The sequence below is a fragment of the Arthrobacter sp. AL05 genome (genome assembly GCF_029960715.1).
GTDB lineage: Bacteria > Actinomycetota > Actinomycetes > Actinomycetales > Micrococcaceae > Arthrobacter.
In genome coordinates this window covers 95,291-108,344 of record NZ_JASBRC010000006.1, presented here as the reverse complement: position 1 = coordinate 108,344, position 13,054 = coordinate 95,291, and the positions used below count along the sequence as shown (strand labels likewise).

The 13,054-nt window shown below is 66.2% G+C and carries 13 protein-coding genes; 9 read left to right on the top strand and 4 right to left on the bottom strand.

Annotated features, from left to right (window positions below; translation table 11 throughout):
* The first annotated feature begins 177 nt into the window (after positions 1–177).
* Positions 178–1,140, top strand: a complete 963-nt coding sequence (locus QK287_RS09715; protein ID WP_226774892.1) for a heme o synthase — start codon at positions 178–180, stop codon at positions 1,138–1,140.
* Positions 1,141–1,246: 106 nt separating this feature from the next.
* Here the strand turns inward: QK287_RS09715 and QK287_RS09710 are convergent, their stop codons facing one another.
* Genes QK287_RS09710 through QK287_RS09700 form a run of 3 tightly spaced genes read right to left on the bottom strand, consistent with a single transcriptional unit; the run spans position 1,247 to position 3,988 of the window.
* Positions 1,247–2,191 carry a COX15/CtaA family protein gene (locus tag QK287_RS09710; protein WP_282359941.1) on the bottom strand — a complete coding sequence of 315 codons (945 nt, stop codon included), beginning with the start codon at positions 2,189–2,191 and terminating at the stop codon, positions 1,247–1,249.
* Positions 2,192–2,198: 7 nt separating this feature from the next.
* Entirely contained in the window at positions 2,199–3,023 is an 825-nt protein-coding gene (locus tag QK287_RS09705) for an ABC transporter permease (protein ID WP_282359940.1), read from the bottom strand.
* Positions 3,020–3,988, bottom strand: coding sequence for an ABC transporter ATP-binding protein (locus QK287_RS09700; protein WP_226774895.1), 969 nt, complete (start codon positions 3,986–3,988; stop codon positions 3,020–3,022). The genes QK287_RS09705 and QK287_RS09700 overlap by 4 nt, the downstream gene beginning before the upstream one ends.
* A 156-nt stretch (positions 3,989–4,144) precedes the next feature.
* Between QK287_RS09700 and QK287_RS09695 the strand changes: the two genes are divergently transcribed.
* From QK287_RS09695 to QK287_RS09670, 6 genes are all read left to right on the top strand, one after another.
* On the top strand, positions 4,145–5,002 hold the full coding sequence (locus tag QK287_RS09695) for a winged helix-turn-helix transcriptional regulator (protein WP_226774896.1): 858 nt from the start codon (positions 4,145–4,147) through the stop codon (positions 5,000–5,002).
* A complete protein-coding gene (gene sufB, locus QK287_RS09690; protein ID WP_226774897.1) occupies positions 5,002–6,465 on the top strand; it encodes a Fe-S cluster assembly protein SufB in 1,464 nt (487 codons plus the stop codon). The genes QK287_RS09695 and sufB overlap by 1 nt, the downstream gene beginning before the upstream one ends.
* Entirely contained in the window at positions 6,465–7,751 is a 1,287-nt protein-coding gene (sufD, locus tag QK287_RS09685) for a Fe-S cluster assembly protein SufD (RefSeq protein WP_226774898.1), read from the top strand. The genes sufB and sufD overlap by 1 nt, the downstream gene beginning before the upstream one ends.
* Positions 7,752–7,782: 31 nt before the next feature.
* Positions 7,783–8,142 (top strand): non-heme iron oxygenase ferredoxin subunit, encoded by a 360-nt coding sequence (locus tag QK287_RS09680; protein ID WP_226774899.1) that lies wholly within the window; start codon positions 7,783–7,785, stop codon positions 8,140–8,142.
* 87 nt (positions 8,143–8,229) lie between these two features.
* Positions 8,230–9,027 carry a Fe-S cluster assembly ATPase SufC gene (sufC, locus tag QK287_RS09675; RefSeq protein WP_226774900.1) on the top strand — a complete coding sequence of 266 codons (798 nt, stop codon included), beginning with the start codon at positions 8,230–8,232 and terminating at the stop codon, positions 9,025–9,027.
* Positions 9,028–9,040: 13 nt separating this feature from the next.
* Positions 9,041–9,373 (top strand): metal-sulfur cluster assembly factor, encoded by a 333-nt coding sequence (locus QK287_RS09670; RefSeq protein WP_226774901.1) that lies wholly within the window; start codon positions 9,041–9,043, stop codon positions 9,371–9,373.
* A gap of 93 nt (positions 9,374–9,466) precedes the next feature.
* Here the strand turns inward: QK287_RS09670 and QK287_RS09665 are convergent, their stop codons facing one another.
* The gene (locus tag QK287_RS09665) at positions 9,467–10,357 is read right to left on the bottom strand and encodes a neutral zinc metallopeptidase (protein ID WP_226774902.1); all 891 of its coding nucleotides are present in this window, start codon (positions 10,355–10,357) and stop codon (positions 9,467–9,469) included.
* Between the two features lie 58 nt (positions 10,358–10,415).
* Here QK287_RS09665 and QK287_RS09660 point away from each other — a divergent pair, with 58 nt between their 5' ends.
* The gene (locus QK287_RS09660) at positions 10,416–11,822 is read left to right on the top strand and encodes an AMP-binding protein (RefSeq protein WP_226774903.1); all 1,407 of its coding nucleotides are present in this window, start codon (positions 10,416–10,418) and stop codon (positions 11,820–11,822) included.
* On the top strand, positions 11,815–13,020 hold the full coding sequence (locus tag QK287_RS09655; RefSeq protein WP_282359939.1) for a thiolase family protein: 1,206 nt from the start codon (positions 11,815–11,817) through the stop codon (positions 13,018–13,020). Before QK287_RS09660 ends, QK287_RS09655 begins: the two co-directional genes overlap by 8 nt.
* Positions 13,021–13,054: the final 34 nt, after the last annotated feature.

The window sequence follows — 13,054 nt, the reverse complement described above, 5'->3', positions numbered from 1 at the left end:
TTCGAAACACCCGGGGCTGCCGGCGGCACCGTCGGGACCCGCGCGCCGTGCCGTCACGGTATGATGGATCGTGGCTACCCGTGGGGGTGCGGACGCGCCGGTAGAATGCGCGTGGGCCCCCGCCGACATGCAACCTGTGTTGCGGAAAAGCCGGACTGATCAGCCAGACAGAACAGAGTGACTGCCACCGTGAGCACAACAGATACGCCGCTGAACGCTTCTCCCGTCCGTGGGAGGATCGGCTTTGCCCGCAAAGCCAAGGCCTATTTGTCGCTCACAAAACCCCGCGTCGTCGAGTTGCTGCTGGTCAGCACCCTGCCGACCATGATCTACGCCGAACGCGGCTTCCCGTCGATCGGCCTGATCCTGGCAACGCTCGTAGGCGGCGCATTCGCCGCGGGCAGCGCAGGTTCCTTCAACTGCTACATCGACCGCGACATCGATAAACTGATGCACCGCACCGAGAACCGGCCGCTCGTCACGGGGGAGGTCACCCCGCGGGAGGCCTTGGTCTTCTCCTGGCTGTTGGGCGCCGCAGCGATCGTCATCCTCTGGTTCGGCGCCAATCCGCTCGCGGCCTGGCTCGGGCTTGGTGCAATTGTCTTTTATGTCGTTATCTACACCATGATCCTCAAACGCCGCACGGCCCAGAACATCGTCTGGGGCGGCGCTGCCGGCTGCTTCCCCGTGCTCATTGCCTGGGCTGCGGTGACGAACACGGTGCAGTGGCCTGCCGTTGTGCTCTTTATGGTCATCTTCCTGTGGACGCCGCCGCATTATTGGCCGCTGTCCATGCGCTACGGCGAGGACTACCGCAACGCCAACGTTCCGATGCTCGGCGCGATCGCCGGTGCGAAGGTGGTCTCGGTGCAGGTGGTCCTGTACGCCTGGGCCATGGTGGCATGCTCGCTGCTGCTGGTCCCGGCCGGCGGCGCCGGCTGGGTCTACACGGTGACGGCGGTCCTCGCGGGGGCGTGGTTCCTTTACGAATCGCACTCACTGCACAACCGGGCGCAGGCCGGGGACGTGTCCAACAAGAGTGCCATGAAGGTCTTCCACGGTTCAATCAGCTACCTGACCCTGCTTTTTATCGCCGTCGCGGTCGATCCGTTCATCGGACCGGCGATCATGGGCCGCTAGCCGCCGCACATCCTGAACTCCGCTTGACCTCCGTAACAACAACGCGGGGTCACCTGCCGCCCATCCCGGGCGGCAGGTGACCCCGCGTTGTTTGTGTGGTGAATTGTTACTTCAGCGGGCTGCTGCGGGCGAGGTCGGCGGCGTTGGTTGCCGCGCTCATCAGCAGGGCAGACCCGAGCATGTGTGCGGCGACCAGCAGCGCCGGGATGCCGTTGTAATACTGGGTGAAGCCGATGGCGGCCTGCAGCACGGTGACGCCGAGGAGCATCACGACGGCGGTGCGGAAGGGTCCGGTGATCCGGTCCCTAACGATGAGGTACAGCGCGATCAGGGCACCGGCGGTCACCAGGTAGGCCGGAACAGCATGAATGTGTGCGAACAGGTCCCAGTCCAGGTCGTTGCGCGGGGCGTCCGCGTCGCCCGCGTGCGGGCCCGCGCCGGTAACCACCACGCCCAGACAGACTGCAACGGCGGATAGCATTGCGACGGCAATCATCAGCGGGCGGGTGGCCCCGGGAAGCGCCACCACCACTGCCACCCGGAATTTTCCCGTCCGCCCGTAGGCGCGGTTAACCAATAGGGTTGCGAGGACCACGAGTGCCATGGAGACCAGGAAGTGCAGGCCAACCACCCAGGGGTTCAGCTGGGTCAGGACTGTGATGCCGCCGATGATTGCCTGTGCCGGGATGCTGGCGAGCAGCCCGAGGGCCAGCAGGAAGAGGTCGCGGCGTTCCTTGCGGAGCTTCCACAAATACACCAGCATGGCTACCGCGACCGCAGCCAGTGCGAAGGTCAGGAGCCGGTTCCCGAATTCAATGATGCCGTGGATGCCCATTTCCGGGGTGTTCACAAGCGAAGAATCCGTGCAGCGCGGCCACGTGGGGCAACCCAGTCCCGACGCCGTGAGGCGGACCGCGCCGCCGGTCACGATCAGGAGGGTCTGGCCGATGAGGGACAGCACCGCCAGCCGCTTTACCGTCGCGTTAACGGTGTCGGGCAGCCAGGCGATAACCCGGGCGGCGGTTCGGGGCAGGCGGGAGTCCGTGCTCACAGTTTTCTCAATTCCATTTGAACCAACGGGTTGCTGCGCCGCCGGCGATCGCCGTCCAGAGCAGCAGGACAATTACGGGCGCGGGGTTGACACTGCCGGAAAGAAACGCATCCCTTAGAGCCTGTCCGAGGGCGCCGGAGGGCAGGTAGTGCACGATCGCCTGCGCCAAGACGGGCAGCCGTTCGGCCGGGATCACAATCCCCCCGAGGGCACCGAGCAGGATCCAGAGCAGATTGGTGATCGCGAGGGTCGCCTCCGGCCGGACCGTCCCGGCGACCAGCAGGCCCAGGGCGCTAAAGGACGCGGCCCCGAGCACCAGCACAGCCAGACCCGGGGCCCAGCCCAGCAGATTCGGTTGCCAGCCAAGCATCAAGGCCACTGCGGTGACGACCAGGACCTGCAGGGTCAGGACCACCAGGACCGCGAGGACCTTACCGGCTATCAGACCGGTTCGGCCCAGCGGAGTGGTGGAGAGAAATCGGAGTACACCGTAGCGGCGGTCAAACCCGGTCGAGATGCCCTGGCCGGTGAAGGCTGTGGACATGGCGCACAGCGCGAGGATGCCCGGCACTGCGACATTGATCCGGCTCGCGCCGAATCCGTCCAGCAACGGTGTTACGGTCAGGCCCACCATGGCCAGCAGCGGCAGCACTATCGCCAGGATCAGCTGTTCGCCGTTCCGGAGCATGGTGACGGTCTCGTACCGTCCCTGCAGGAGGATGCGGCGAAGCAGTGGTGCGGGGGCGCTCCCCAGCTGACCGGCCGGCGAGACGGTGCCCGGCGGAACGCTCCCCAGTGACGTACTGCCGGCGGCGGAACTTTCGCGGGTCATCGGACTTCCCTTCCGGAAATGTCGAGGAAAACGTCCTCGAGGCTGCGCGCTTCCAGGCGCAGCGAGCGTGGCATGATTCCCCGGCCGGCCCACCATGCGGTGATCGCCGCGAGGTCCTCGGCGGTCAGCGCACCCGTCGCGGCATAGCTGCCGGCCCGCGTTTCGGTGACGCTGACGCCACCCCGCAGCACACCGGTGAAATCCAGTCCGGGCTCGGTCTCGAACAGCAGCGTTCGGATATGCTGCTCGCCGGCGCCTGCCGGGAGGGGGTGCTGCAGGAGTTCTGCAACCGTCCCCTCGGCAACGTTGCGGCCGGCGTCGATGATGTAGACGTAGTCGGCGAGCCGCTGGGCGTCGTCCATGAGGTGGGTGGTCAGGACGATTCCCATCCCGAGGTTCCGGAGTTCGGAGATGAGCTCGAACACCAGCTGGCGCGACTGCGGGTCCAGGCCGGCACTTGGCTCGTCCAGGAACAGGACTTCGGGATTGCCCACAAGGGCGGCGGCAAGAGCAAGCCGCTGTTTCTGCCCGCCCGAGAGCCGCCGCACCGACGTCCGGCTGAAAGCGTCAATGCCGAGGCGTTCAATAAGTTCCCCGACCGGGCGCGGGTTCTGGTACATGCCGGCGATATGCCTGAGCAGCGGGATGGGCCGGGCCGAGGGCGGCAGGCCGCCGTCCTGCAGCATCACTCCTACGCGGGCGCGCAGGCGGGCCCCCGCCGTGTCCGGGTCCTCGCCGAGCAGGCTGATGTTTCCCTGGGTGCGCTTCTGCAGCCCCTGGGCGCATTCGATAGTAGTGGTCTTACCGGCCCCGTTGGCCCCCAGCAGTGCCGTGACCTGTCCGCGTTCGGCGACAAGGGAGATCCCGCTGACCACCCGCAGCATTTTACCGTCGAGGGTGGGGAGTGGGCCAACATCCTTGACGAGGCCACTGATGGTCAGGACGGGGGATTGGGGGGATCGCACCAGAACATTCTACGGGATGTAGTAGCCCGCATTCCGGCCGTCAGCCGGGGTGCGAAGGCGGGCTGCTGGCGCCGGCCGGCGCACAGCATCAGCGGGGATAGTCCTGCCTTACTGGATCGGGGGACTAAATTACGACATTATTGTGTTGTGTATTCCATGAGCCCACCCCAGTCTGTTAGCCCTACCGGGCGAACAAGCCTCCCGCGCACGGTGCCAAGGGCATCGTCCGGGTCCGTGGCGGCCGATGCGTCAGTTGCTTTTCCGGCGGCCGATGCCGAAGAGCGCACCCGGGACCGGGTGCTGAATGCCGTGCTCGAACACGGCCCCATCAGCGCAACTGAACTCGGGGACCTGCTGGGGTTCACGTCCGCGGCGGTACGACGGCACCTGGACCACCTCTCCAGCGGTGGCGTGATCGAAGTTAAGCGGGCGGCCCGCTCCGGAGCGGGGGCAGGGCGTCCGGCGCGCCGTTACGTCCTCAGTTCACAGGGCCAGCAAACACTCGGAAACGACTACCTCGACATCGCTTCCCTGGCGCTGCGGCGCCTGGGCGAAATGGCGGGCCCTGAGGCCGTGCGGCAGTTCGCCGTCGAGCGTTTCGGCGAAATGGAGCGCCGCTACGCGCCCGAGATTGAGGCGGCCGGGCAGGACATCACTGCCCGTGCCCAGGCGCTTTCGGAGGCGCTGAGCCGCGACGGGTTCGTGGCCTCCACTGCGTCGATCGAGGCGCGGGCGCCGCTGCCGGCGGCTCTCTCCAGCGTGCAGCTCTGCCAGGGACATTGCCCCATCCAACAGCTCGCCGCGCAGTTCCCGGTGTTCTGCGACGTCGAGACCGACGTGTTTTCCCGGCTGGTGGGCGTTGATGTCCGCCGCTTGTCCACACTGGCCCGCGGCGGCCACGTCTGCACCACCCACATACCTACAGGCCGTCCGGCGGCCACGGTGCCTCACAGCACCGCAACCAACCCGGGCAGCCTGGACGAAGTATCCAACCATCTGCAAGAAAGGCCGTGATGACGGACCAACTATCAGAGAAGAAGGTTGCTGAATCCACTGTGATTTCGGAGATTCTGGAAAAGAATCCCGAGCTCCACGGAATCGGTACCTATGAGTACGGCTGGTCCGACAAGAACGACGTCGGCGCCAACGCCCGCCGGGGCATCAACGAGGACGTCGTCCGCGACATTTCAGCCAAGAAGAACGAGCCGGAATGGATGCTGGACCTGCGCCTCAAGGGTCTGAAGTACTTCGACCGCAAGCCCATGCCAACCTGGGGCGCTGACCTCTCCGGCATTGACTTCGACAACATCAAATACTTCGTGCGGTCCACGGAAAAGCAGGCCAACACCTGGGAAGACCTGCCTGAGGACATCCGGAACACCTACGAGAAGCTGGGTATTCCGGAAGCCGAGCGCAGCCGCCTGGTCTCCGGCGTGGCTGCACAGTACGAGTCCGAGGTTGTCTACCACCAGATCCGCGAGGACCTCGAAGCGCAGGGCGTGATCTTCCTGGACACTGACACCGCGCTGCGCGAGCACCCGGAGATCTTCCAGGAATACTTCGGCACCATCATCCCGGTGGGCGATAACAAGTTCGCGTCGCTGAACACCTCGGTGTGGTCCGGCGGCTCGTTTGTGTACGTTCCCAAGGGCGTCCACGTGGACATCCCCCTGCAGGCCTACTTCCGCATCAACACGGAAAACATGGGCCAGTTTGAGCGCACGCTGATCATCGCGGATGAGGACTCCTACGTCCACTACATCGAAGGCTGCACGGCGCCGATCTACACCTCGGACTCGCTGCACTCCGCAGTAGTGGAAATCATCGTCAAGAAGGGCGCCCGCGTCCGCTACACGACCATCCAAAACTGGTCCACCAACGTGTACAACCTGGTCACCAAGCGCGCCATCTGCGAAGAGGGCGCCACGATGGAGTGGATTGACGGCAACATCGGCTCCAAGGTCACCATGAAGTACCCGGCGGTCTACCTTGTCGGGGAAGGCGCCAAGGGCGAGACCCTCTCGATTGCGTTTGCCGGCGAAGGCCAGCACCAGGACACCGGCTCCAAGATGGTCCACATCGCTCCGAACACAAAAAGCTCGATAGTTTCCAAGTCCGTGGCCCGCGGCGGCGGACGTGCCGCCTACCGCGGTCTGGTCCAGGTCCGCGAGGGCGCGAAGCACTCGGCCAACACCGTCCGCTGCGACGCTCTCCTGGTGGACACCATCAGCCGTTCGGACACGTACCCCTACATCGACATCCGTGAAGATGATGTGACGATGGGGCACGAGGCCACCGTCTCGCGGGTCAGCGAGGAGCAGCTGTTCTACCTGATGTCACGCGGTATGCGCGAAGACGAGGCCATGGCGATGATCGTCCGCGGCTTCATCGAGCCGATTGCCCGTGAGCTGCCGATGGAATACGCCCTCGAGCTGAACCGCCTGATTGAACTGCAGATGGAAGGATCGGTCGGTTAATGACTGACATCACTACTGAAAAAGCCCGCATCGGCGCGCCCTCCGCCCAGCCGTTCATCAACGGTTTCACCGAGGAAGGCGAAAGCCTCTCCCCGCTGAACTCTGCGGAGTCCAAGTCGCCCCTGGCCGGCGAAGCCGTCAAGGCCCACTCGCACGGCGGCGGCGTTGGTATTCCGGACAGCTCGCGCGCCGGGCGCCTGACCTCCTACAAACTGGCGGACTTTAAGCCGCTGACCGGGATGGAAGAAGACTGGCGGTTCACCCCGCTCAAGCGGCTCCGCGGCCTGCACACCGACGTCCTCGACGGCGCTGCGCCGACCGTGAGCGTCACCGCCCCCGAAAGCGTTGTGGTCGAGACCGTCGGCCGTGAGGACCGCCGGATCGGCTCTGCCGCGATCCCCGAGGACCGTGTCTCCGCGAACGCCTGGGAGAATTTCACCGAAGCCACCGTCATTACGGTTCCGGCCGAGGTCCAGGTGGAGGGCGAAGTCAGCGTCCTGCTGACCGGCCAAGGTACCGAAGCTTCCGCGCAGCACCTGGTGATTGTTGCGGAACAGTTCTCCAAGTCCGTGATTGTCCTGGACCACCAGGGCACGGCTGTCGTCTCGGAAAACATCGAGATCCTCGTCGGGGACGGCGCGCAGCTGACGGTCATCTCGCTCCAGGAATGGAACGACGACGCCGTACACGCCTCGTCCCAGCAGGTGAAGCTCGGCCGTGACGCCAAGTTCAAGCACATCGTCGTCAGCCTGGGCGGGGATCTGGTGCGGGTGACGCCGTCGGCCCGCTTCACGGCTCCCGGCGCTGAAGTGGAACTGTTCGGCCTGTATTTCGCCGATGCCGGCCAGCACCTGGAGCAGCGCCTCTTTGTGGACCATGCAGTCGCCAACTGCAAGTCCAACGTGCTTTACAAGGGCGCCCTGCAGGGCCGCAATGCGCACGCCGTCTGGGTGGGTGACGTCCTGATCCGCAAGGAAGCAGAGGGCACCGACACGTACGAGGCCAACCGCAACCTGGTCCTCACCGACGGTGCCCGCGCCGATTCCGTGCCGAACCTGGAAATCGAGACCGGCCTGATTGCCGGGGCCGGACACGCCAGCGCAACCGGAAGGTTCGATGACCAGCACCTGTTCTACCTGATGGCCCGCGGAATTCCGGAAGAGGTGGCCCGCCGTCTGGTGGTCCGCGGCTTCCTGAACGAGATCATCCAGCAGATCCAGGTCCCGGCCATCGAGGAGCGCCTCACGGAAGCCGTCGAGCGCGAACTCGCGGCGACGGAAAACTAAAGCGCAGCACGAGAGAACACGGAAACCAGCAATGACTGAACAGCCACAAGGCGAGCTCGTCTGCAAAGCCAGTGAGATCCAACTCAAGCAGGCGCTGCGGATCCTGGTCGACGACTTCCCCGTCGCGATCGTCAAGGACTCGATGGGGGAGATCCACGCCATCGGTGATACCTGCTCGCACGCGGACATTTCACTCTCCGAGGGTGAGGTGGAGGGCTGCAGGATCGAGTGCTGGGGCCACGGCTCACAGTTCGACCTGCGCAGCGGCGAGCCGCTGCAGCTGCCGGCGTACGACCCTGTTCCTGTCTTTGCCGTCACCGTCCTGGACGACGAGGTCTATGTGGACTTCACCAACGTCCTGAACGGTGCCGAGGCCCCGAACTTCAGCTAGCTGCCTGCAGCCGGCCCCCGCACAAGAAACTTATCGACAAAGAACCGCACAGTGCCACAGGGCACCGTGCAGAGGAGAACAAGGCACATGTCTACTCTTGAGATCAAGGACCTGCACGTCAGCATTGACACCGAGCAGGGCACAAAGGAAATCCTGAAGGGCGTCAGCCTGACAATCCGCACGGGCGAGACCCACGCCATCATGGGCCCGAACGGTTCCGGCAAGTCGACCCTGGCGTCCACCATCGCCGGTCACCCGCGCTACAACGTCACCTCCGGCACCATCACGCTGGACGGCGAGGATGTCCTCACCATGAGCGTCGATGAGCGCGCCCGCGCCGGCGTATTCCTGGCCATGCAGTACCCCGTCGAAGTTCCCGGCGTCAGCATGACGAACTTCCTGCGCACCGCCAAGACCGCGATCGACGGCGAAGCACCCAAGCTGCGGACCTGGACCAAGGACGTCAAGGCTGCCATGGCGCAGCTGCGCATTGACGCCGACTTCACCCAGCGCAACGTCAATGAGGGTTTCTCCGGCGGCGAGAAGAAGCGCGTCGAGATCCTTCAGCTGGAGCTGTTCAAGCCGAAGTTCGCCATCCTGGACGAGACCGACTCCGGCCTCGACGTCGACGCACTGAAGGTTGTCTCCGAAGGCGTCAACCGCGCCCACTCAGAGGGCAAAATGGGCACCTTGCTGATCACGCACTACACCCGGATCCTGCGCTACATCAAGCCGGACTTCGTGCACGTGTTTGTTGACGGCCAGGTTGTCGAAGAGGGCGGCCCGGAGCTCGCCGACCGCCTCGAAGATGAAGGCTACGACCGCTACGCCACCGGCGCAGGAGCGGCCACCATCGCTGCCGCTTCCGCTGCAGCACAGGCCTAGTGAGGACTATACGATGACCGAACTCAATGTGGCCCGCACGGCCCTCGAGGATGTCGAAGAGGCGCTTATGGATGTGATCGACCCTGAACTGGGCGTGAACATCGTTGATCTGGGCCTCCTGTACGGACTGAAGTACTCGGACGACGATGGCGCCCTGCTGATCGACATGACGCTGACGACGGCTGCCTGCCCGCTCACCGATGTGATCGAGGAGCAGGTCGGCAAGGCCCTCGACGGGGTCGTCGACGAATGGCGGCTGAACTGGGTGTGGATGCCGCCGTGGGGTCCGGAACGGATCACCGAAGACGGCCGCGACCAGATGCGGGCCCTCGGCTTCAACATCTAAGTCTGCACCGCGTCCCGGACGTACAGACGACGGCGGGCCCACCCCCTGGGGGCGGGCCCGCCGTCGGCGTTTCACGGCCTGCAGGGTCTGCGGCTACGGGGTGGCGCCGGTGAAGGTGTCGCACTGCTTGATATCCCCGGACGTGTAGCCCCGGTAGAACCAGGTCTGGCGCTGGGCACTGGAACCGTGGGTCCAGGCCTCCGGAGTCACCTTGCCGGTCGCGGCCTTCTGGATCCGGTCATCACCGACCGCCGAGGCAGCGGACAGCGCGTCCTTGAGGTCTTGCTCCTTGAGCGGTTCCAGGAACGGCACCCCGGTCGCGGGATCCTTCGCGGTGGTGGCGTAGTGCACCCACAAGCCCGCGTAGCAGTCAGCCTGCAGTTCCACCCGGACGGCCCCGGATTCGGGTCCTTGGGGATCCTGCTGGGCCCGGTCCAGGTTCCCCAGGATGTTCTGGACATGGTGGCCGAACTCGTGGGCCACCACATACTCCTGCGCCAGCGGTCCGCCGGAAGAGCCAAACCGATCCACCAGTTCCTGGAAAAAGCCCGGGTCAAAGTACGCGGTACTGTCGGCGGGGCAGTAGAACGGCCCCACCTCCGAGGTGGCATTGCCACAGCCTGTGCCGGTGGCCGCAGCGAAGATAACAGTTTGCGGTTGCGGGTACCGGGTGCCGGTTTCCGCCAGGTAGGCGGGCCAGAACGCGTTCAGGCTGTTGACCGTTCCCGTGATCCGGCAGTCGAGGCGGGCGTCCGCATCGGCACCTGTCAGGCAGGCCGCGGCGGCGCCCTGCCCCTGCGGCCCGGGGTCCTGCGTGCTGCTTCCGCCAAGGCCATCCAGCAGGGCGGGATTTACGCCGAGCAGGACTGCGATCAGCAGGACGATGCCCCCGCCAATCCCGCCGCCGACCTTGACTCCGCGGCCCGCGCCGCGGCGGTCTTGTACCTGGGATGGGTCCAGTTGGACGTTGTCATTAAAACTCATGGAGTCACATTATCGTGGACCGGCTGCCCGGTACTCCCCGGCCGGTAAAGTTGATTCGATGCCATTTATTAACAGACTCCTGCAGTGGGCCGATGACCGCCCCGACGGTACCGCCGTCGTGGTGGCCGGGCAGCGCCTGAGCTGGGAGGAACTGCGCGAGGCGGCCGCCGGCCTGGTGGACGGCTCGCCCGCGGTGACGGTGCTCTGTGAGGAGAACTCCCTGCACTTCGCCGCGGCGTTTACGGCCGCGGTGGCGGGGGAGCGGCAATGCGCGGTGCTGGACCCGGCCTGGCCGCCGCACCTGCAGGACGAAATCAGGAAACGGATTGGCGATGCAGTTCCGGCCGCGGATGCGCTGGTCGCCGGGTCCGCTCTGGTGGACGGGCCGGCCGGGTCCCCGTTCCTGATCGGCCTGACCTCGGGCACCACGTCGGTTCCCAAGGCATTCAGCCGTTCCCGCCGGTCCTGGCGGCTGTCCTTTGACGCCTCGGTGGAGTTCTTCGGCCTGGAACCGGGGGACAGGACCCTGGCGCCCGGCCCGCTGGCCGCCAGCCTGAACCTCTATGCCCTGTCCGAATGCCTGTATGCTGGCTCGGAGTTCCACACCCTGGCCAAGTTCGACGTCGGAGAGGCACACGCTGCCGTCAGCCACGACGGAATCACCCGGCTGGTCCTGGTCCCTACGATGCTCCGGCTCCTTAGCGAACGGGGCCTAAGCGGTGGTGTCGACGCAGCCGGCATCCGGAGCATCATCTGCGCCGGTTCGAAGCTGGACGCGCGGACCCTCGAGGCGGCACGCCGCTGGGCACCCAATGCCACCATCTTCGAGTACTACGGCGCCTCGGAGCTCAGCTTCGTCTCCGGCGCGGGCCTCCTGCCCGGGCAGCCCCCGGAACAGCTCGGAACCGGGATCGGCACGGCGTTTCCCGGCGTCGCAATCCGCATCCTCGACGACGCCGGAGACCCGTTGCCCGACCGAAGCGTTGGCAACATCTGCGTGCGCAGCGGGATGGTCAGTGACGGCTACCTCTGGGGCGACGACGGCCGCGCCCTGCAGAACGTCAACGGATGGCACACCGTGGGAGACCAGGGCTACCTTGAGGGCGCCACGCTGCACATGCTGGGCCGACGCGCAGAGATGATCATCACCGCCGGCACCAACGTCTACCCGCATGAGGTGGAGCTGGCTTTGGCTTCCATTCCGGGCGTGGCCGCCGCTGTTGCCGCGGGCCCTGCGGATGATCTCCGCGGCCAGAAGGTCGTCGCCGGCATTGTCCCCTCCCACGGCGGCGTGACAGCGACCCAGCTGAAGGCGGGCGTTGAGGGCGTGCTGGCCCGCAGCAAACGGCCGTTGCAGTACTTCCTCCTGGCGGAGCTTCCCCTGACGGACCGCGGCAAACTCAGCCGGGAACTGATGCTCGACTGGATCGCCCGCAACGACCCCCGGGTCCGGCGCCTTGACTAACCCCAGCCCACTGATTCTTCCCGAGGACCGGCAGCCGGTCATCATCGCCGCCAGGCGCACCCCGATTTGCCGGGCCAACGGAGTCCTAAAGACCGTGCCCGCCCATGAACTCCTCGCCCCCGTCCTCCAAAGCCTGCTGCGCGACACGGCCGTGGCCCCGGAAGCGGTTGAGGACGTTCTGATCGGCAACGCCGTGGGCGGCGGCGGAAACGTGGCCCGGCTAGCGGCCCTCGAAGCCGGGCTGCCCGTCAGCGTCCCCGGTCTCACAGTGGACCGCCAGTGCGGCTCCGGTCTCGACGCAATTGTGCTCGCTTCCCGCTTTGTGGCCGCAGGCGGCGGCGGACTGTATCTGGCCGGCGGCGTGGAAAGCATCAGCACGGCCCCGCTTCGCGCCCGCACAAATAGCGCCGGCGTCCCGGAGTTCTTCTCCCGGGCGCAGTTTGTCCCCCCCGGATACGGTGACCCTGATATGGGGCAGGCCGCGGAAAACGTGGCCTCCCGCTTCGGGATCAGCCGGGAGCGCCAGGACGCCGGTGCGCTGCGCAGCCACCACCGCGCCCTGGCTTCGGCAGCGGCAGGACTCTTCGACGCCGAGATAGTTGAACTCCCCGGGGTGTCCGGACCGGACGGTCCGCGCACCATCCGGAGCGACGACGGGCCGCGCCGCGGGTTGACAGCGGCTGTGCTGGCCCGGTTCCCGCCGGCGTTTGCCGCCGCCGGTACCGTCACCGCAGGGAACTCATGCTTCGACGCCGACGCGGCCGCCGCCGTCGTGATCACCTCGGTCGAACGGGCACGTTCGCTCGGCGCCCGCGACGGGCTTTTGGTCCGGGACACGCAGACGGCGGGCGTGGATCCGGAACTCTTGGGCATCGGCGCGGCGGTGGCGGCCGCGCGGGTGCTGGGCCGCAGCCGCGTTACGGCCGCGGAGCTGGGCCTGGTCGAGTTCAACGAGGCATTCGCAGCCCAGACGATTGCGTGCCTGGACCGGCTCGGCATCGACCCGGAGCGCGCAAACCTCGATGGCGGGGCCCTGGCCCTCGGGCACGCCTACGGGGCGTCCGGCGCGGTGCTGGTCACCCGGCTGCTGGCCCAGGCCCGCCGCACCCCGGTGCAGGGACAGCTGGCGCTTGCCCTGATCAGCATCGCCGGCGGAATGGGAACCGCGGCGCTGCTGGAATACCGGAGTCTTCGGTAGTTGCGTCCCTGCCTCCGGTGGACATGCCCAACCG

Bases quoted from the DNA above. Each gene is read 5' to 3' on its own strand.
- QK287_RS09695 (WP_226774896.1), top strand. From the start codon at position 4,145: ATGAGCCCACCCCAGTCTGTTAGCCCTACCGGGCGAACAAGCCTCCCG.
- sufB (WP_226774897.1), top strand. From the start codon at position 5,002: ATGACGGACCAACTATCAGAGAAGAAGGTTGCTGAATCCACTGTGATT.
- sufC (WP_226774900.1), top strand. From the start codon at position 8,230: ATGTCTACTCTTGAGATCAAGGACCTGCACGTCAGCATTGACACCGAG.
- QK287_RS09705 (WP_282359940.1), bottom strand. From the start codon at position 3,023: ATGACCCGCGAAAGTTCCGCCGCCGGCAGTACGTCACTGGGGAGCGTT.
- QK287_RS09660 (WP_226774903.1), top strand. From the start codon at position 10,416: ATGCCATTTATTAACAGACTCCTGCAGTGGGCCGATGACCGCCCCGAC.
- sufD (WP_226774898.1), top strand. From the start codon at position 6,465: ATGACTGACATCACTACTGAAAAAGCCCGCATCGGCGCGCCCTCCGCC.
- QK287_RS09670 (WP_226774901.1), top strand. From the start codon at position 9,041: ATGACCGAACTCAATGTGGCCCGCACGGCCCTCGAGGATGTCGAAGAG.
- QK287_RS09665 (WP_226774902.1), bottom strand. From the start codon at position 10,357: ATGAGTTTTAATGACAACGTCCAACTGGACCCATCCCAGGTACAAGAC.
- QK287_RS09680 (WP_226774899.1), top strand. From the start codon at position 7,783: ATGACTGAACAGCCACAAGGCGAGCTCGTCTGCAAAGCCAGTGAGATC.